This window comes from Streptomyces sp. NBC_00433 (assembly GCA_036015235.1).
Lineage (GTDB): Bacteria > Actinomycetota > Actinomycetes > Streptomycetales > Streptomycetaceae > Actinacidiphila.
This window is the reverse complement of sequence record CP107926.1, coordinates 3,331,064-3,351,198: the sequence shown is the minus strand read 5'-3', so window position 1 is coordinate 3,351,198 and position 20,135 is coordinate 3,331,064. Positions and strand designations below refer to the sequence as shown.

General features: G+C 73.5%; 12 protein-coding genes. 8 read left to right on the top strand and 4 right to left on the bottom strand.

Annotated elements, in window-relative coordinates; genetic code table 11:
* Positions 1-93: 93 nt before the first annotated feature.
* Positions 94-1,059, top strand: a complete 966-nt coding sequence (locus tag OG900_13740; GenBank protein ID WUH91063.1) for a zinc-binding dehydrogenase — start codon at positions 94-96, stop codon at positions 1,057-1,059.
* 26 nt (positions 1,060-1,085) lie between these two features.
* On the opposite strand, the gene OG900_13735 is transcribed toward OG900_13740, so the two are convergent.
* The 3 genes from OG900_13735 to OG900_13725 all read right to left on the bottom strand — a co-directional run bounded on the left by OG900_13735 (position 1,086) and on the right by OG900_13725 (position 3,331).
* Positions 1,086-2,066: a helix-turn-helix transcriptional regulator gene (locus tag OG900_13735; GenBank protein WUH91062.1), complete on the bottom strand. Its 981-nt coding sequence runs from the start codon at positions 2,064-2,066 to the stop codon at positions 1,086-1,088.
* A gap of 1 nt (position 2,067) precedes the next feature.
* Positions 2,068-2,928 carry a DUF4097 family beta strand repeat-containing protein gene (locus OG900_13730; GenBank protein ID WUH91061.1) on the bottom strand — a complete coding sequence of 287 codons (861 nt, stop codon included), beginning with the start codon at positions 2,926-2,928 and terminating at the stop codon, positions 2,068-2,070.
* Positions 2,929-3,154: 226 nt separating this feature from the next.
* Complete coding sequence (locus tag OG900_13725) at positions 3,155-3,331, bottom strand: DUF6104 family protein (GenBank protein ID WUH91060.1); 177 nt, start codon at positions 3,329-3,331, stop codon at positions 3,155-3,157.
* A 217-nt stretch (positions 3,332-3,548) separates the two neighbouring features.
* Between OG900_13725 and OG900_13720 the strand changes: the two genes are divergently transcribed.
* From OG900_13720 to fxsT, 7 genes are all read left to right on the top strand, one after another.
* Positions 3,549-5,552, top strand: coding sequence for a serine protease (locus OG900_13720; GenBank protein ID WUH91059.1), 2,004 nt, complete (start codon positions 3,549-3,551; stop codon positions 5,550-5,552).
* Positions 5,553-5,582: 30 nt separating this feature from the next.
* Positions 5,583-6,596: a MoxR family ATPase gene (locus tag OG900_13715; protein WUH91058.1), complete on the top strand. Its 1,014-nt coding sequence runs from the start codon at positions 5,583-5,585 to the stop codon at positions 6,594-6,596.
* Between the two features lie 7 nt (positions 6,597-6,603).
* Positions 6,604-9,945, top strand: a complete 3,342-nt coding sequence (locus tag OG900_13710; protein WUH91057.1) for an SAV_2336 family protein — start codon at positions 6,604-6,606, stop codon at positions 9,943-9,945.
* A 14-nt stretch (positions 9,946-9,959) separates the two neighbouring features.
* Complete coding sequence (gene fxsA / locus OG900_13705) at positions 9,960-10,130, top strand: FxSxx-COOH protein (GenBank protein ID WUH91056.1); 171 nt, start codon at positions 9,960-9,962, stop codon at positions 10,128-10,130.
* A gap of 162 nt (positions 10,131-10,292) precedes the next feature.
* Positions 10,293-11,486 (top strand): FxsB family radical SAM/SPASM domain protein, encoded by a 1,194-nt coding sequence (locus OG900_13700; protein ID WUH91055.1) that lies wholly within the window; start codon positions 10,293-10,295, stop codon positions 11,484-11,486.
* Positions 11,483-12,841, top strand: a complete 1,359-nt coding sequence (locus OG900_13695; protein WUH91054.1) for an HEXXH motif-containing putative peptide modification protein — start codon at positions 11,483-11,485, stop codon at positions 12,839-12,841. Before OG900_13700 ends, OG900_13695 begins: the two co-directional genes overlap by 4 nt.
* A 138-nt stretch (positions 12,842-12,979) precedes the next feature.
* A complete protein-coding gene (gene fxsT, locus OG900_13690) occupies positions 12,980-15,985 on the top strand; it encodes an FxSxx-COOH system tetratricopeptide repeat protein (GenBank protein WUH91053.1) in 3,006 nt (1,001 codons plus the stop codon).
* Positions 15,986-16,065: 80 nt separating this feature from the next.
* Here fxsT and OG900_13685 read toward each other — a convergent pair whose 3' ends face one another.
* On the bottom strand, positions 16,066-19,932 hold the full coding sequence (locus OG900_13685) for a multifunctional oxoglutarate decarboxylase/oxoglutarate dehydrogenase thiamine pyrophosphate-binding subunit/dihydrolipoyllysine-residue succinyltransferase subunit (GenBank protein ID WUH91052.1): 3,867 nt from the start codon (positions 19,930-19,932) through the stop codon (positions 16,066-16,068).
* Positions 19,933-20,135 lie beyond the last annotated feature (203 nt).

The window sequence follows — 20,135 nt, the reverse complement described above, 5'->3', positions numbered from 1 at the left end:
GTGCGTGCCGGACCCCGCCAGCCGGACGGGATTTGTCAGACAGGCCCTCGGGCGTCGGCGACGCGGGTTGAGCGGGTGCGTTAGCGTCGGGGCATGTTCGCCGTATACGCCGCAGGCATCGACGCAGAGCACCCGCTGAACGGACTCGAACTGGGGGAGCGCCCCGAGCCCGGCAAGCGGGAGGGCTGGAGCACCGTCACGGTCAGGGCCGCCTCGCTCAACCACCACGACCTGTGGTCGCTGCGCGGGGTGGGCCTGGGGCAGGAGAGCCTGCCGATGATCCTCGGCTGCGATGCCGCCGGGATCGACGAGGACGGCAACGAGGTCGTGCTGCACTCGGTGATCGGGCAGACCGGCCACGGGGTCGGCCCGCACGAGCGGCGCTCGCTGCTCACCGAGAAATACCAGGGCACCCTGGCCGAACGGGTCACCGTGCCCACCTGGAACGTACTGAAGAAACCGGCCGAGCTGAGCTTCGAGGAGGCGGCCTGCCTGCCGACGGCCTGGCTCACGGCCTACCGGATGCTCTTCACCAACGCGAACGTACGACCGGGGGACGCGGTCCTCGTGCAGGGGGCCGGCGGCGGAGTCGCCACGGCTGCCATCGTGCTGGGACAAGCGGCGGGACTGAGAGTCTACGCGACCAGTCGTGACGCGGGCAAGCGCCAACGGGCCCTGGAATTGGGGGCGCGGGCCGTCGTGGAGCCCGGCGGGCGGCTGCCCGAGCGGGTCGACGCGGTCATCGAGACGGTGGGCGCCGCCACCTGGTCGCATTCGGTCAAGTCACTGCGGCCCGGCGGCACCCTGGTCATCTCCGGCGCGACCAGCGGGCCCAACCCGCCCGCCGCCGAGCTGAACCGGATCTTCTTCCTCGAACTGCGGGTCGTCGGCTCGACCATGGGCACCAAGGACGAGCTGGAGGACCTGCTGAACTTCTGCGCGGCCACCGGTGTGCGCCCGGTCATCGACACCGTCCTGCCGATGGACCGGGCACGCGAGGCCTTCGAACAGCTGGAGCGCGGCGAGGTGTTCGGCAAGATCGTGCTCACCGGCAGCTGACCCGGCCCGCCTCCGTCAGGCTTCCGTCAGGGCTTCTGGCCGCCCAGGGCGGCCGTGATCTGCGCGGCCGCCGCCGACAGATGGCGCCGCACCTCGCGCAACTGGCCGTCGTCCACGCCCAGATCGCGTGCGGTGTCGCGGACGTCGTCACGGAAGCGGTCGAGCAGCCGCTCCAGGTCGCGCACCGGGTCCCGAGACGGCGGGGTGCCGTCGTCCGCCTCGTCCTCGTGCGGGTCGGGCGGCGCCGGTGCCTTCATCGACCCGGCGGTGGGGCCCGGCTCCGGCTCCGATGTCGCCTCCGACCACGGCTCCGGCCCGGGACCGGCCGGCCGGCCGCCGAACTGCCCGAGCTGCCTGGTCAGTTCCGCCAGGCCCTCGCGGACGCCCGCCTGCCAGTCGCCGCCGCGCGAATACGACTGGACCTGCTCCTGCACCTGCCGGACGATCTGCTGCACCTCGTCGCGCGCGCTGTCGACCGCGTCCCGGGCGTCCTTCGCCTGCCGGCGCGCGGCCCGCGCCTCCTCCTTGGCCCTGCGGCTCTCGTCCTTGGCGCGCTGCGCCCGCTCCCGCCACTCCTGCTTGACGTCCTTGTTCCTGAGCGGTGCGTCGTCCGGCCGGCTGCGCGCCTGCTGGGCCGCGGCCCGCACCTCCCGGCGCAGGTCGCCCGCGGCGCCGCGGACGTCCTCGCGGATCTCGGCGGCCAGCGCCGAGACGGACTCGCGGATCTCCGCTTCGAGCCCGGCGATCTCGTCGGACCGCGAGGCCAGTTCGGCCCGGCCCTCGTCGGTGAGGGCGTAGACCTTCCTGCCGCCCTCGGTGGAGTGGGTGACCAGGCCCTCCTTCTCCAGTTTCGCCAGCCGCGGGTAGACCGTGCCGGCCGAGGGCGCGTAGAGCCCCTGGAAGCGCTCCTCCAGCAGCCGGATCACCTCGTAGCCGTGCCGCGGTGACTCGTCGAGCAGCTTGAGCAGATACAGCCGCAGCCGGCCGTGTGCGAAGACGGGCGGCATGTCAGATGTCCTTCCTGAGGGAGGGTGCGTCCTCCAGCGGGGGCCTGCGCAGCAGGGCGATCGCGCCGGAGACGGTGGTCGCCCGCAGCCTGGCCCCGCCCGAGCCGACCCGGCCGGTGATGCGCTTCGCCCCCCACTGGCCGGTGACCTGCAACTCCTCGAAGGCGCAGGACACCCGGCCGCTGGTGGTGTTGGCGTCGACGTCGGCGTCGCCCGGCTCCGGGATGCGGATGGCGATCTCGCCGGACACGGTGGCCAGCCGGACGTCGGCGCCGCCCGACGGGTCCAGGTCGAGCACCATGCTGCCGCTGACCGAGTCCGCCCTGACCTCGGAGCCGCTGCCCTCCACGACGGTGAGGTGCCCGGAGACGGTGTTGACCCGCAGGTCGCCAGACACGGACTGGGCCTCGACATTCCCGGCGACGGTGTTGGCCTTCACCGGTCCCGTGAGCCCGACCAGCGTGGTGTCGCCGTTCACGCCCTGGACGACGGTGGGCCCGCTGATCCCGGAGATCACCGCTCCGGCGCCGACCACTCCGACCTCGACGGAGGTGTGCGCGGGCACCGCGAGCGAGATCACCGCGCGGCGCCGCCAGCCGTGGCGGTCGTGCCACTTGAGCAGGCCCTTCCAGCTGAGGTCCTCGTACGCGACGGTCAGCGTCGACCCGACCCGCTCGACCTTCAGCGGCGGCCCCTCCAGCTCGGTGACCTCCATCCGCGTCGGCCCCTCGTCGATCCCGACGACATTGACGTCGCCCCCGACGATCCGCACGCAGAGCGTGTCTATGGCGTCCTCGAACTCGAACTTCCCGGGTTCCGACACGGTCCGTTCCACGGTGGTCCTTCCTGAGCGCCGGCTCAACGCGGTATATCGCGTCCTCGTCCAACACACGATATATCGCGTCCGCGGGAAGTCAAGTAACACTGCGCGCCCGCCGGGCGGGGGTTGCCGCGTAGGTGCCGCGCCGTCGTGGCTGGTCGCGCAGTTCTCCCCCAGGCGAAGCTCTGGGGGAGAACTGCGCGACCAGCCCACCACCGGGGGAAGGTCCCGGGACCGGGGAAAGGGGCAGCTCGGGGGGACCCCCGGTTCAGACGTCCTCGTCGTCGAGGCGGGCGAGCCAGGTCGCCAAGCGCTCCACCGGGATCTCGAAATCCGGGTTGAGGTCGACGAATTCGCGCAGGCGGTCGGCGAGCCACTCCAGTGTGACCTCCTCCTCTCCGCGCCGGTCGGCGAGCTCCTCGATGCCGCGGTCGGTGAAGTACAAGTTCTGCTCCTGAAACAGGGGTGGGAGGGTCGCTGGGCGGGGAAGAACAGCGAAGGACGGGGACAGACTGGACAAGGATAGGAGTTGCCCGAAGGGCCTCGTGCGGGCGCCGGCAGGCGCTAGCCTTCGGGGATGATCGGCCAGTGGGGGGTGGCATGGGTGCGCTGACCGCTGTGACGGATGCGACAGGTGCGATCGACGGCGCGGGGGGAGCGGGGTGACGCCGCGGAGCGATGAGCTCGAGCCCATCGATCCGGCGGAATTCCTCGTCCCACTGGTCCGCGACGCGACCGTGAGCGTCCATGGCGCGACGCCCGGCCACCCGCTGTACGGCAGCGGCTTCTTTGTCGCGCCCAACTGGGTTCTGACCTGCGCCCATGTGGCGTGCCGGAGTTCGGAGGACGCGGAGGGGGCGGCAGGTGTGGGCCAGCCGGCGGCGCGCGCGGTCACGGTCGGCTGGGGCGACCGCATGCTCGACGGCGTGGTCGAGTGGGCACAGCCGGCCGAGCACGACGGCGGCATCTGGCCCGCCCCCGACCTCGCGCTGATCCGCTTGCTCGACCCGGTCGACCACCCCTGCGTGTGGCTGACCGAGCGCACCGCCAAGGCCTACACGACCAACCAGGTCGCCTTCTTCGGCTACACCCCGGGCGAGGCCGGACCTGAGTCGTACAACGGCAGGTGCACCATCAGCGGCCAGGTCGGCATCGGCGGTGTCCTCAAGCTCGGCAACGAGGACGAGATGCCGCACGGCGTGTCCGGCGGGCCGGTGGTCGACCTGGTGCGCGGCGAGGTCATCGGGGTGCTCAAGGCCCGCAGGCGCGGGCAGGACGGCGGGCAGGCCGTCGGCATCCAGCAGTTACGCCGGCTGCCCGCGGGCAACCCGGCGGACCCGTCGCTCGACCTCTACCACCGGGTGATGACCGCGCACGACCTCTACCACGCCGACCGGCACGCCTTCGTCCGCGACGACGGCGGCACGTGGACCGACGCGCACAGCGAGATCGGCGCCTGCGCGGGCCGCGCCCTCACCCCCGGCCAGCGCACCCGGCTGCTCGGCCTGCTGGCCGAACTGCCGCCGCCGGTCGACGCGAACAGCCTGAAGGGCGTCGTCGAGGCGGTGCGCGGCGGCCCCTCCCAGGGCCTGACGGTCGCCCCGCGCGGCTGGCGCGACGGCCTCGGGCTGCTGTACGACCTGCGGCGCGGCACCGCAGAGCTGGAGGCGGTGCTGCGGTACGCGGTGCACGCCGCCACCGCCGACCGGGTCGCCGCCGCCGACGAGTCGGCGGAGCGCACGCTGTGGGAGTGGGCCCAGCACACCGCGGCCGACGCCGAGGACACGCTGGGCAAGCTGTTCCGCCGTACTCTGGTGGACGAGCGCAGGAGCCGGCTGCGGGTCAGGGCCGCCCCGGGCGCGGACCGGGCACCGGCCGAATGGCACGGCACCGAGGCCCTGTTGCAGATTTCCCCGCGCGGCTGGGAGCCCGGCCGCTACGACTGGCGGGTGAGCGTGGTGCCGCAGAGCGGCGAAGTGGAGTGCGTGGACGAGCAGTTCGACCCGGGCACCGACCTGGAGGCGCTGGCGCCCCGGCTGCGCGAGCCGCTGCGCGAGGTCTTCCGCCGCTGCGACGGCCCGGACACCCTCGCCGTCATCCAACTCGCCGTCCCCGGCGCCCTGGTGGGCCGCTTCTCCGACGTGCGGCTGCTCGGCATCGAGCCGGACCGGCCGGTGGTGATCCGCCGCACCGACATGCCGGACGAGGACCGGCCGGAGGCGGACGAGCGCGCCGCCCGCTGGCGCACCCTGCACGAACAGCCGCCGCGTACGCACATCCTGGACTGCGACGAGGGCGCCGCGGGACCGCTGCCCGACGAGGCCGACCTGCGGGCCCGGCCCCGCGACACCCTGCCGGCGCTGTGCCGCAGCTCCGCCACCGCGCCCGAGGCGCTGGACCGTATCGTCCGCGGCGGCTACAGCATCGCCCTGTGGCGCCGGCGGCCGGTCGCCCAGGAGGCGGTCTGCGCGGACTTCCACCGCGGCATGGGCAGGGCGGTGCGCAATGCCAGGTCGGCCGCGTGGCTGCCGCGGCTGCTCGCCGAGCTGCGGGCCGAGGTGGACGACGGGGTGCCGGAGAAGTTCTGGTCCGCGGGACTCATGCTCTTCTACCACGATCCGACCCGGCCGCTGCCCGGGACCGACGAGCCGTTGGAGACCCCTTGACCAGGGACACGAGGTATCGAGGTGAGTGATATGACCGAGCCCGGCCCGTCCGGCGACTGGCTCATCTACCGCGGCACCGGGGAACCCCACACCCGCGTCGACGGGCTGCCCGAGCCGCCGCCCTGGCGGGACTTCGACGGCGGGCCGCTGGTCTCGCAGGGGCCGGGCCCCGACAGCTCCTCGGCCCGCAGGCTCGGCGCCTACCGGCACATGGCCGAAATGCACCGGCCCAGCCCGGAAGAGCTGGAGATGGTCAACGCGGCGCTGTATCTGCGCCGCCCGCTGCTGGTCACCGGCAGCCCCGGCGCGGGCAAGAGCACCCTCGCGCACGCGGTGGCGTACGAACTGGGCCTGGGCCGGGTGCTGCACTGGCCGATCGTCAGCCGCAGCACCCTGCAGGACGGCCTCTACCGCTACGACGCCATCGCCCGGCTCCAGGACAACCAGATCGCCGCCCACTCCGGCACCGCCCCGCCCGGCGGCATCGGCAGCTACATCCGGCTCGGCCCGCTCGGCACCGCGCTGCTGCCCACCGCCAAGCCGCGGGTGCTGCTCATCGACGAGCTGGACAAGAGCGACATCGACCTGCCCAACGACCTGCTGAACGTGATGGAGGAGGGCGAGTACGGCATCCCCGAACTCGAACGCCTCGCGGAGCGCGAACCCCAGGTCGACGTCCTCACCGACGACGGCGCGAAGGTCACCGTCCGGGAGGGCAGGGTCCGCTGCCGCGCCTTCCCCTTCGTGATCCTCACCAGCAACGGCGAGCGGGACTTCCCCGCGCCGCTGCTGCGCCGCTGCATCCACCTGGAGCTGGAGCGCCCCGACCACCAGCGGCTGTCCACCGTGGTGCGCGCCCACCTCGGCGACGAGGCGGCCTCCCTCGGCGAGGACCTGGTCGCCCGCTTCCTCGACCGCTCCCGCAGCGAACTGCTCGCCACCGACCAGCTGCTGAACGCGATCTACCTCACCCACCACGCGGCGCCGCCCACCCGTTCCCGACTCGCGGACATGCTCATCCAGCGGCTCGACCGGCCCAGGTGAGGCGGCTGTGGATGCCGAGCCGAACCGCAGACCCGAGCAGCCGGCGGTGCCGCCCGCGGAAGGCGCGACCGGCTGGCGGGCCGCGTCCGACCCGCTGGCCGAATTCGTCGGCAGGCTGAGCGGCGCCGGGCTCGAATCCGGCACCGACGAACTGGCCGACGCGCTCTGGCTGGCCCGCTGGTCCACACCCACCGCCCCGGAACCGCCGCCGGTGGGACGCCCGAGCGGGCCCGCCCACGACAGCGGCGGCGGCCAGGGCGGCGACCCCGGCGACCTGCCGCAGGTCCCCGCGGACGGCACCGACGGGCGCGGCAAGAGCCTGGTGCCGCCCGAGCCGGACGACCGCGGCATGGTCGACCTCTACCCCGGGGCGGCCCAGCCCGGCCGCGGCCGGCACGCGGGCGCGGTCGGCCTCACCGTCGCCGTGCCCGAGGCCACCGCACTGCCCCGGCTGCTCGAACTCCAGTCGGCGCTGCGCCCGTTGCAGCGCTACCGCAGCCCCGCCCGGCCGCTGCGGGAAGTCCTGGACGAATCCGCCACCGCCGAGCGCTCCGCCCTGGCCGGCGGGCTGCTGCTGCCGGTCTTCCGCCCGGTCGGCCGCGGCAACGCCGTCATGCAGCTGCTGATGGACGCCTCCTCCTCGATGTACGTGTGGGAGCTGATGCTGCGCGAGCTGGGCGGCGTCTTCGAACGCCTCGGCGCCTTCCACGAGGTGCAGGTCCGCCATCTGCACGCCACACCCGGGGGCGCCCCCGCCGTCAGCGGCCGCTTCGACCCCGAGCCGTCCGCGCTGCGCTCCGCCGACCAGCTGATCGACCCCACGGGCCGCCGCGTCACCCTGCTGGTCAGCGACTGCGCCGGGCCGCTGTGGCGCTCGGGCCAGGCGCACCGGCTGCTGCACCGGCTCGCCGGGCACGGCCCGGTGGCGGTCCTGCAACCGCTGCCCGCCCGGCTGTGGTCGCGCACCCGGCTGCCGGTCTCCTACGGGGTGCTGCACCGGGCCGACGGCCCGCTGCCCGCCGCGCCGCTGCGCTTCTCGGCCGGCGCGGGCGGCTTCACCACCCCGCCCGCGGGCGACGCGCTGCCGGTGCCCGTACTGCCGCCCACCGCACAGGCGCTGGGCGCCTGGTCGCGGCTGCTGGCCGGCCTCGGCGCGGGCGAGGTGCCCGCCGCCGTCGGCTGGGTGCGCTCCGACCAGCCGCCGAGCCCCGCCCGGCCGCGCCGCGCGGCCGCGCCGCCCACCGCCCTGGTCGGCCGCTTCCGCTCCGCCGCCTCGCCCGCCGCAGCCCAGCTCGCCGTCTACCTGTCGGCCGCGCCGCTCTTCCTGCCCGTCATGCAGCTCGTCCAGCGCACCATGCTGCCCGACTCGGGCCCCGCGGAACTGGCCGAAGTGCTGCTCAGCGGACTGGTGGTGAAAGCCGAGGGCAGCGACCACCGGTGGTACGAATTCGCGCCCGGCGTGCGGGACGTGCTGCTCGGCCCGCTCGGCATCGACGAGGCCCGCCTGGTGCTCAAGCACTGCTCCGAATACGTCGAGCAGCGCTTCGGCCGCAGCGGCCCCAACTTCCCCGCCCTGGCCATCAACCAGCTCGCCGACGGCCCCAGCGACGACGTCGCCGACGCGGCTGTCGCCTCCGCGGCCAGGGACACCGCCCGCGCCGAGAGCTCCGCGGTCGGCGCCGACTCCCAGCAGCCCTTCGCCGAGGTCGCCGCCCGCGTCCTGGAGCGCTTCGTGCCGCTCTCCGGCGCGGGCGGCATCCGCGGCGCCGGGGGAGGGACGCGGCACGGCGTCGCGGGCGGCACCTCGTCCGTCGTCCTGCGGGCCAGGGAACTCGTCGCCAGATTCCGCGACGAGGGCATGGTGCAGAACCTGATGGAGGCCGTGCAACTGCTGCGCCGCGCCGCCTCCGAGGAATTCCGGCACGGCACCGACCCCGAGCTGTGGAGCGAACTCGCCGAGCAGCTCATCAGGTTGTGGCGGCTGCGCGGCGGCGCCGGCCTGCTGCGCGAGGCCCAGGACGCCGCGGAGACCGCCGCCGCCCACCCCGGTTCCGTCAAGGCCCGCTCGGTGCGGGCCGAGGTGCTGCGCGCCTCCGCCGACGACCGGTCAGCGGTCGGCGACACCCGCGGCGCGCTGGACCTGCTGCGCCGCGCCGACCGCGAACTGACCGCCGTCTGCGCCTCGCCGGGCCTCGAACGCCGCGAGCTGCTCGCCGCCACCCTGGAGCGGGTCCAGATCCTTGAGGACCAGTGGCTCATCAGCGGCGACACCGTGCTGCTCGAAGAGACCGTCGGCTCGCTCGAAGCCTTCGCCGACGCCTGGCCGCCGACCGACGACCGCCCCAGCCAGCTCGCCCTGGCCCACGGCCGCGCCCTGCTGCGGCTGGCCGGCGCGGCCCCCGACCGGGAGCGCGAGCAGGTCTGCGCGCAGCAGGCCGCCGCGTCCTTCGAAGCGGGCGTGGACGCGCTGCAACGCGAGGACGCGGGCCCCGAGCAGCTGGTCCCCGCGCTCCTCGCCTTGGTCGACGCGCTGCTGGTGATGGGCGGCCAACTGGCCGACGCCCAGCGGCTGGTGGACCGCGCGCTCGGCGAGACCCGCGACCGGCTGCTGCGCGCCGCCATCCTCGCCAGGGCCGGCCGGATCAGGGCCGCCCGGCACTCCGAGGGCGGCCCGCCCGGTGAACTCGAAGCCGCCGCGGGGCGGTTCGCGGAGGCCTGCCGCCTCACCCCGCGCGACCGCCCCGAATACAGCAACCTCGTCGCCGAATGGGGCGCCGCCCTGCTCGACCGGGCCGCGCTCCCCGGCGGCGAGATGTTCGTCAACCGGGCGGTCCTGGTCCTTCGCGACTGCCGGATGGAGACCCCCACCGACGACCCCCGGCTGCCCGCCCGGCTGCTGATGCTCGGCCGCGCCCTCGTGCTGCGCTACACCGCGGAGGGCGACCTGGTCGACCTGCGCGAGGCGGAGCACGTCCTGGGCCGGGCCGTGCAGCCCGCGGTCGATCCCGCGCAGATCGCCAGGATCTCCTACGAACTGGGGGAGGTGCACCGGCTCGGATACCACCACACCCAGCGCGCCGAGCGCCTCGACCGCGCGGCCGACGCCTACCGGCGGGCGGCGGACGCCGCGGACACCGCCGCCGCCCGCGCCTCCGACCCGCGCCCCATGGTGCGACTCGCCGCACAGGCGCATCATTGGCGTGGCGAGGTCTACACCTCCGCCCACCGCAAACGTGCCGCGGCCGAGGCGTACCGCTCGGCGCTGGCCGGCTGGCGCCAGCTCCCGGACGAGGGCGGCGAAGCCGGCCGCCGCACCGCCGAGCGCCTGGCCGCGCTCGCCGCACCCTGACACGGAGGTCCGTGATGGAAGCAGAGCCGCCCGCCGGCGCGACCGCGCCGGATGTACTGACCCTCGACCTGGAGAGCCTGCGAACAGTCGAACACCCGGTGCTCGCCGCCCTGTTGACCGACCTGCGGGAGCGGGTCGCCACCCCCGGCGGCGAGACGCTCTGGGGCTTCGACAACTCGATGTAGCGGCGGCCGTCCACCGCCGGGGAGCGTCCCGTCCCGCCCGCCGGGCGGCCGGGGCGCGGAGGGCACGATTACGGCCAAAACGAACGCCGTGCGTTTGCAGTGGGCTGTGCGGCGGGAAAAACGCGAGGGACGACGGGGCGGCCCCGGACACGGGGAGGCGATGTGGCCCAGCAGTGGCAGCCGCAGGAGCAGCACACCGCGCGGAGCGCAGAGCCCATAAGGCAGTTCATACTCAAAACGCACAGCCGGTGCAACCTCGCGTGCACATATTGCTACCTCTACGCCGGCCAGGACGACGGCTGGCGCCACCGCCCCCGTACGGTCGCGGCCCGCGTCGCCGAGCGCACCGCGCACCGCATCGCCGAGCACGCCGCCGCGCACCGGCTGCGCGAGGTCGCCGTCGTCCTGCACGGCGGCGAACCCCTGCTGGCCGGCGCCGACCGGCTGGCCGCCGACGTCGAGCGGCTCCGGCGGACCGTCCCGTGCACCGTGCACGCCTCCGTGCAGACCAATGCCACGCTGCTCACCCGGGACCGCGTCGCCCGGCTGCGCGACGCGCGTATACGGATCGGCGTCAGCCTCGACGGCGGCCGCCCCGGGCACAACACGGCCCGGGTGGACCACGCGGGCCGCCCCGGGTGGCCCGCCGCCGCGGCCGGGCTGCGGCTGCTCGCCGCCACCGCGCCCGAGGCCTACGCCGGGGTCCTGTGCGTGGTGGACCTGCGGCACGACCCCGTCGAGGTCTACGAGTCGCTGCTGGCCTTCGCGCCGCCCGCGATCGACCTGCTGCTGCCGCACGGCAACTGGACGGTGCCGCCGCCCGGACTGCCCGCCAGGCCCGCCGACCCGGCACCCTACGGCCGCTGGCTGACCGCTGTCTTCGACCGCTGGTGGCAGGCCGACCGCCGCGAGACCAGGGTCCGGCTCTTCGAGGAGTGCGTCGCGCTGCTGCTCGGGGTGCCCGCGGCCACCGAACGCCTCGGGCTCCAGCCTTTCACCGCCGCCGTCGTCGAGACCGACGGCAGCATCGAGCAGGTCGACTCGCTGAAATCCGCCTACGAAGGCGCCGCCGCCACCGGCATGGACGTCTTCCGCCACAGCTTCGACGAGGTCCTCGCGCACCCCGGCGTCGCCGCCCGCCAGGCGGGCCTGGCCGGGCTCGGCGCCGAATGCGCGGCCTGCGCGCTGGTCACGGTCTGCGGCGGCGGCCACTACGCCCACCGCTACCTGGCGGGCGTCGGCTTCCGCAACCGGTCCGTCTACTGCGCCGACCTGGCCCATCTGATCCGCCACATCGGCTCCCGACTCGCCGCGGCGGCAGGTGCCGGACCCGCACCACGGGAGAGCGTCCCGTGACCGTATCCGACGACATGCTGCGCGCCCTCGGCGGCACCGGCGGCGACGCCCGCGCGCTCGACCTGCTGGTCACCCAGCAGCGCCGCCGCCGGCTGCTGGTCCTGCGCGCGCTGCTCGACGCCGTCGCCGAGGCGCCGCCCTCCGTGCTGCCCCCGGCCGCCGCCGCCCGCGCGCTCGCCGACTGGCGGCTGCTGGCCGCGGCGGAGAGCGCCGACCCGGCCGCCGCCCACCGCGTCGTCCACTACCCGATGACCGGGGCGTGGGCGGACCTCGCGCTGCGCGCCCTCACCGTGCCCGACCCGCCGCTGCCGCCCGCGGTGACGCTCGCCCACCTCGGCGCCCTCGCGGCGGCCGCGGCGGCCTGCGCGGGCCTGCGCTTCAGCGCCGACGTCACCGTGCGGGGCGGCCTGCTGACCCTGCCCACCGTCGGCGCCTGCACGGTCGGCCCCGGCGTCGCCGCGGCAAAGGTGGTCGGCGAGGGCAGGACCCTGTGGCTGCACGTGCAGACGGGCGGCGGCACCCCGGCGCGCAAGGTCGAGGTCCGGCGCGGGCCCGACGGGACATGGCGCTCGGCGGCGGCCGGGTGGCGGCCCATCAGGGCGCTGCGCGCCGACGGCGGGCCGCCGGTGCTGCTCGACGACGTCGACCCCTACCGCGAAGGGCGCCGGGCCGGCCCCTACGGGCTGCCCGTGTCCGGCGCCCTGGAGCCCGGCCAGCACGCCCGCTGGCGCAGCGCCTGGCAGGACGCCCAGCCGTGGACGCGGCTCGGCGGCGCCGGGCGCACCCAGGAGGCCGGCGCGCTGCTCGGCTGCTTCGTGCCGCTCGCCGGCTCGACCACGGCGCAATACAGCGCCACCCGCGGCGACGCCTTCGGCGCCCTGCTGAGCAGCACCCCGCGCAGCGGCCTCGAACTGGCCGCGACCCTGGTGCACGAGCTCCAGCACGCCAAGCTGTACGCGCTGTCCGCGCTGACCGTCCTGCACACCGCGGACGGCAGCCCCCGCTACTGGGCGCCCTGGCGCCCCGACCCCCGGCCCCTGGACGGCCTCTTCCAGGGGGCCTACGCGCATATCGCGCTGGCCGACTTCCACCTGCGGGTCGCGCTCAGCGGCGCCGCGCCCGCCGTCAGGGACGCCGCCTGGGCCGACCACTGCCGGTGCCGCCAGCAGGTCGACGTGGCGCTTCCGCAGCTGCTCGGCTCCAACTGCCTCACCCCGCAGGGCCGCACCCTGGTCACCGCGATGGCGGCGCACCAGGCCGGGCTCAAGGCCCACGCGCCACCCGACGGGCACCTCGCACGGGCCACCGCCTACGTCGAGACCGCCCGCGTCATGTGGCGCCGCGGGCAGGGGTGACACCGCGGACCAGCCTGATCGGAAGTCGCCGGAAGCGCGCGTGAGGCCACGTCACGGGGGGATCAATCAGTAGAGTTTCTGGCACAGGCGACCTGTTGGTCCGTCAGGACACCGCACGGAGACGAGGGAGACGGTCGAATGGCCGGAGGGCGCAGCACGGCGGCGGCAATCGCACGCGGCCCGGTGACCATCAGCTTCGCTGGCTACAACAGGGCCTGGGCCACCTGGATCGCCAGCAGGCTGGAGAAATACGGCGTCCAGGTGGTGCTCCAGCGGCTGGACATCACCCCTGACAGCCACATCGACAGCGACCTCGAAGACCTGCTGCTGTCCGAGGGCCGCGTGCTGATCGTGCTCTCCGAGTGGTATTTCCGGCTCGGCCCGCGCACCCACGAGGAGTGGAATGCCGCGCTGCGCCGGATCGTGCCGCCCAACAGCGAGCGCTTCGCCGCCGTCTCGGTGACGCCCGCCGCCCTGCCCAGCGCCGTCGCCTCCCTCGCCGCCGCCGACCTGTGGGGCCTGGGCGCCGCCGAGGCCGAGCGCCGGCTGCTCAACCGGCTCGGCATCAACCCCTCGCGCGGCTCCACGGGCGACACCCTCGGAGGTGGCGGCGGACCCCGCTTCCCCCTGGAGCAGCCCGACGTGTGGGGCGGCATGCCGCGCCGCAACACCCGCTTCACCGGCCGCGAGGAACTGCTCGGCGAGATGCACCAGCAGTTCCAGCAGGCCGAGCCGGGCGCGGGCGTCGTCACCCTGTTCGGCCTGTCAGGGGTCGGCAAGACGCATATCGCGACCGAGTACGTCTACCGCTTCCTGCCCGAATACGACGTGGTGTGGTGGGTCCGCGCCGCCGAGCGCGGCACCCTGCGCGAGAAGCTCGCCGGGCTCGCACCGGCGCTCGGCCTGGTCACCGGGCGCGAGTACGGCGAGCGGCTGCGCGCGGTGCGCGACGCCCTGCGCCGGGGCGAGCCGTACGGGCGCTGGCTGGTGATCCTCGACGGCGCCGACCAGCCCGACGACATCCACGACCTCGTCCCGAACGGCCCCGGGCACGTCCTGATCACCTCGCAGAACCGCGAGTGGAGCGAGCACAACAGCGTCCTGATCGAGGTCCCGGTCTACGACCGCGTCGAGTCGGTCGCCTTCGTCCGCCGCCGCGCGCCCCGCCTGGACGAGGCCGACGCCGACAAGCTGGCCGAGGCGCTCGGCGACCTGGCCCTGGCCCTGGACCAGAACGCCGGGGCGCTCAACGACTCCAACACCCCGGTGGACGAATACATCGAACTGCTGCGGCACGGGGCCGACATCGAACCCGGCCTCAAGGTCGCAGCCGACTTCCAGATGACGTACTACACCGCCTTCTCGATACTGCTCAACCGGCTCCGCGAGGACAAGCCGGAAGCCGTCGACCTGCTGCGGCTGTGCGTCTTCTTCGCACCGGGGCCGATCCCGGTCCGGCTGCTGCGCGACCTCCAGATCCGCGATGTGCCCGAGCAGCTCATCGGGCTCATGGAGGACCCGCTGCTGTGGAATTCGGCGATCAGCAAGCTCGCCCAGTGGTCGGTCATCCAGTCCGACCCGCAGGAGACCACCGCGGAGGAGTCGGTCGGCTCCACCGAGGTCGTCCAGATGCACCGGCTGGTCTACCAGGCGGTCCGCGCCGACATGCCGGAGGAGGAGTTGAACACCTACTCCCGGGTGGTGCGCAAGATCCTCGCCGCCGCCGACCCCGGACGCCCCAGCGACACCCGGCTGTGGCCGCGCTACGCCGAGATCGTGCCGCACCTGGCGTCGTCCGGGGCGCTGGAGAGCACCAACCCCGAGATCCAGGTCATGGTGCTCAACTGCCTGCGCTACCTCTACCTGTCCGGGGAATACGGGGCGGGCCTGGAGATCGCCGTCGGCGCGGCCGAGCACTGGCCGCGGCTGCTGGACGCCGGGCATCCCCGGCTGTGGGACCTGATCCACCACCGCGCCAACCTGATGCGCGCCACCGGCGACTACCTGGCCACCGAGTCCCTCGACCGCACCGCCTACGACCAGTTGCGCGCCGACCGCGGCGACCGCGACCTGCTGGTCATGCGGGCCGGCGGCGGCCTGGCCGCCGACCTGCGCAACCTCGGCCGCTACGAGGAGGCCCTCGACCTCTCGCAGTTCGTCCGCGACGGCTACGCGGAACTGGTCGGGGCCCAGGACTCCCGCACCCTCAGCGCCCAGCACAACATCGCCGTCACCTACCGGCTGCTCGGCCGCTACCAGGAGGCGATGGAGCTGGACCAGGTCACCATGGAGGCCCGCCGCGAACTGCTGCGCGACCGCCACAACTGGACGCTGTCGTCGGAGAACTCCTTCGGCCACGACCTGCGGCTGCTGGGCCGCTACGAGCAGGCCATCTCCGTCCAGGAGCGCAACTGCGAGGTCCACAGGACCGTCCTGGGCGCCGACAACCCGCAGACGCTGCGCGCCGAGCACAATCTCGCGCTGTGCTACTACCGCGGCGGCGACCGCTCGCAGGCGGCGAACCTCCAGGCCAGGCTGTTGGAGCGCTGCCAGCGGGTGCTCGGCGACCTCGACCCGCTGACCGTGCGGGTCGCGGTGACCTTCGCCAGCTTCGAGCGCCAGCACGGCGACCTCGACCGGGCCCGCGACCTGGGCGAGTTCGCGCTGCACGAATACCGCAGGCAGTTCGGCGACGACCACCCGTACACCGCCGGTGTGCTCGGCAACCACGGCCTGATCCTGCGGGCCGCCGGTGAGCGCCAGCAGTCGCAGATCGAGATCGAGAGCTCCCTGGTCGCCATGACCCGCGCGGTCGGCGACGACCATCCCTGGACCCTGGGATGCGCGCTGAACGCCTCGGGCGCCCGCAATTTCGCCGGCGACCCGGAGAGCGCCGCCGACCTGAGCCGCGCCACCGCCGAGCGCGCCACCGCCACCCTGGGCAAGGAGCACCCGCTGACCCTGTCCTGCCGTATCGCCCTGGCCACCGACCTGCGCAACCTCCGCAAGCGCCCGGAGGCCGACAAGGTCGAGGAGGAGGCCCTCGCCACGCTGGCCGCCACCCTCGGCCCCCAGCACCCGCACACCGTCGCGGCCCGCTCCCGGACCCGCCCGCACTGGGACTTCGAGCCGATCGCCCCCTGACCGGCCCCGTCACGCGAAACGGCGGGTGGCCCGTACCTGAGAGGTGCGGGCCACCCGCCGTCGTGCGCGGTGCGAAGCCGTCAGATGTCGAAGACCTCGTTGATCAGCTCTTCCTGCTGCGCCTGGTGCCGCTTGGCGGAGCCGACGGCGGGCGAGGAGGAGGCCGGGCGGGAGACGCGGCGGAGGCGGTCCGCGTTGTCGGGGGCCGCGCCCAGGAGCAGGTCGAGGTGGTCGATCAGATTGAGGGCGATGAAGGGCCAGGCGCCCTGGTTGGCCGGCTCGTCCTGCGCCCAGACGAACTTCTGCGCCTTGGTGTAGGGCGCGATGGCCGCCTGGATCTCCACACCGGGCAGCGGGTAGAGCCGCTCGACGCGGATGAAGGCCACGTCGCCGGCGCCGCGGCGCTCCCGCTCGGCGACCAGGTCGTAGTAGACCTTGCCGGAGCAGAAGACGACCTTGCGGACCGCGTCGGCCTCGACCGAGTGGTCGGCGATGACCGGCTGGAAGGCGCCCGAGGTGAAGTCCTCGGCCTTGGAGGCCGCCGCCTTGAGCCGGAGCATCGACTTCGGGGTGAAGACGATCAGCGGCTTGTGGTGCGGGTTGTGGACCTGCCAGCGCAGCAGGTGGAAGTAGTTCGCCGGGGTGGTCGGGACCGCCACCGTCATGTTGTTCTGCGCGCACAGCTGGAGGAAGCGCTCGATCCGGGCCGAGGAGTGGTCCGGGCCCTGGCCCTCGTAGCCGTGCGGCAGCAGCAGCGTGACGCCGGAGGTCTGGCCCCACTTCTGCTCGGCCGAGGAGATGAACTCGTCGACGATGGTGGCCGCCCCGTTGACGAAGTCGCCGAACTGCGCCTCCCACATCACCAGCGCGTCCGGGCGGGCCAGCGAGTAGCCGTACTCGAAGCCCATCGCCGCGTACTCGCTGAGCAGCGAGTCGTAGACGTTGTAGCGGGCCTGGTCCTCGGACAGGTAGAGCAGCGGGGTGTAGTCCTCGCCGGTCTCCCGGTCGATGAGCACCGCGTGCCGCTGGCCGAAGGTGCCGCGGCGGGAGTCCTGGCCGGCCAGCCGGACGGTGGTGCCTTCGAGCAGCAGCGAACCGATGGCCAGCGTCTCGCCCATGCCCCAGTCGATCGTGCCGTCCTCGACCATCGCCGCACGGCGCTGGAGCTGCGGCAGCAGCCGCGGGTGGACGGTGACGTGCTCGGGGATGTCGACCTGGGAGGCGGCGATCCGCTTGACGACCTCGGCGGACACCGCGGTCGGCACGGCGACCGGGAATTCCGACTGGGAGCCGGACGCCTCGTGCTCGACGGGCGCCGCGGTGGCCTCGCGGACCTCGGTGAAGACCTTCTCCAGCTGGCCCTGGTAGTCCTGAAGGGCCTGCTCGGCCTCCTCCAGGGTGATGTCGCCCCGGCCGATCAGCGACTCGGTGTAGAGCTTGCGCACCGAGCGCTTCTTGTCGATCAGGTCGTACATCAGCGGCTGGGTGAAGGCCGGGTTGTCCGACTCGTTGTGCCCGCGGCGGCGGTAGCAGATCAGGTCGATCACGACGTCCTTGTTGAACGCCTGCCGGTATTCGAAGGCCAGCCTGGCCACCCGGACCACGGCCTCCGGGTCGTCGCCGTTGACGTGGAAGATCGGCGCCTCGATCATGCGGGCCACGTCGGTGGCGTACATCGACGAGCGCGCGGACTCCGGGGCGGCCGTGAAGCCGACCTGGTTGTTGATCACCACGTGCACGGTGCCGCCGGTGCGGTAGCCGCGCAGCTGCGACATGTTCAGCGTCTCGGCGACGACGCCCTGGCCTGCGAAGGCCGCGTCGCCGTGCAGCGCGATCGGCAGGACGGTGAAGTCCGTGCCGGCCTTGTTGATGATGTCCTGCTTGGCGCGCGCGATGCCTTCGAGCACCGGGTCGACCGCTTCGAGGTGCGAGGGGTTCGCCGCCAGCGAGACGGTGATCTGCTCACCGTCCAGGCCGGTGAAGGTGCCCTGCGCGCCCAGGTGGTACTTGACGTCGCCGGAGCCGTGCATCGACTTCGGGTCGAGGTTGCCCTCGAACTCGCGGAAGATCTGGGCGTAGGACTTGCCGACGATGTTCGCCAGCACATTGAGCCGGCCGCGGTGGGCCATGCCGATCACGGCCTCGTCGAGCCGGGACTCGGCCGCCGCGTCGATGACCGCGTCCAGCAGCGGGATGACGGACTCGCCGCCCTCCAGCGAGAAGCGCTTCTGGCCGACGTACTTCGTCTGCAGGAAGGTCTCGAAGGCCTCGGCCGCGTTGAGCCGGCGCAGGATGCGCAGCTGCTCCTCGCGCTCGGGCTTGGCGTGCGGGCGCTCGATGCGGTCCTGGATCCACTTGCGCTGCTTGGGGTCCTGGATGTGCATGAACTCGACGCCGACGGTCCGGCAGTACGAGTCGCGCAGCACACCGAGGATGTCGCGCAGCTTCATCAGCGACTTGCCGGCGAAACCGCCGACCGCGAACTCCCGCTCCAGGTCCCACAGGGTGAGCCCGTGCTCCAGCACGTCCAGGTCGGGGTGCTTGCGCTGGCGGTACTCCAGCGGGTCGGTGTCGGCCATGACGTGGCCGCGGACCCGGTAGGAGTGGATCAGCTCGAAGACCCGGGCGGCCTTGGTGACGTCGTCGTCGTGCGCGGTGTCGATGTCGGTGCGCCACCGGACCGGCTCGTACGGGATGCGCAGCGCGGCGAAGATGTCGTCGAAGAAGTCGTTCTCGCCGAGCAGCAGCTGGTTCATGATCCGCAGGAACTCGCCGGAGGCGGCGCCCTGGATCACCCGGTGGTCGTAGGTGCTGGTCAGCGTCATGATCTTGGAGATGCCGAGCTTGTTCAGGGTGTCCTGCGAGGTGCCCTGGAATTCCGCCGGGTAGTCCATCGAGCCGACGCCGAGGATCATGCTCTGGCCGGGCATCAGCCGCGGCACCGAGTGGACGGTGCCGAGCCCGCCGGGGTTGGTCAGCGAGGCGGTGACGCCCTGGAAGTCGTCCATCGTGAGCTTGCCGGACCTGGCCCGGCGGACGATGTCCTCGTAGGCCTGCCAGAACTCGAAGAAGTTCAGCGTCTCGGCCTTCTTGATGGCCGCGACGACCAGCTGGCGGTCGCCGTTGGCCTTCACCAGGTCGATGGCCAGGCCCAGGTTGACGTGGTCGGGCTTGACCAGCGTCGGCTTGCCGTCCTTCACCGCGAAGGAGTGGTTCATCGACGGCATCGCCTTGAGCGCCTGCACCATGGCGTAGCCGATGAGGTGGGTGAAGGAGACCTTCCCGCCCCGGGCGCGCTTGAGGTGGTTGTTGATGACGATGCGGTTGTCGAACAGCAGCTTCACCGGAATGGCCCGCACCGAGGTGGCGGTCGGCAGTTCGAGTGAGGCGCTCATGTTCTTGGCCACGGCGGCGGCCGGGCCGCGCAGGGTCACGAACTCGGGCCCGGCCGCCGCGGCAGGGGCCGCGGCGGGAGCTGCGGCCGGGGCAGGTGCCGCGGCGGCGGGCGCCGGAGCCGGCGCCGCGGGTGCGGCGGGCTGGGGCGCGGGGGCCGCAGGTGCGGGCGCGGGCGCTGCGGGTGCGGGTGCGGCCGGCGCGGGAGCCGGGGCCGCCGGGGCCGGCGGCGCCGGGATAGTGGCCGCGGGGGCCGCGGGCGCGGCAGCCGACGGCACCGGCTGGCCGGAAGTCACCGGTGCGGAGGTCGCGCGTGCCGCGGCACCCGACGCCCCGCCCTGGCCCGAGGGGGCCGCCGTGGCGGCGGAGCCGTCCGGCTTGTAGTCGGCGAAGAAGTCCCACCAGGCTCGGTCTACCGAGTTCGGATCCTGGAGGTACTGCTGGTAGATCTCATCGACAAGCCACTCGTTCGGGCCGAAACCCGCTGCGGGGCCTTCGCCCTGCGCTTCGTGGTCGGTCGTGACACTAGAGCTATTGGGGGACTGTGGCGACACGGCGGTAACCGCCCTCTTCCGCTTCACAAGATGGTGGACAGCGGAAATACAGGCTACGCCTACCGGAGCCTCCGCCGCAGGCCCGGGGCCCAGTCGTCGCGCAAGTCACACCCGAAATCTGGTTTCGGAGCGGTTCCTGGCGGGAAATTGGTCCCTCTTGAGGGTTCCCCGGCCGGAAGTCGTCGTCACGCTGCACGTGCACG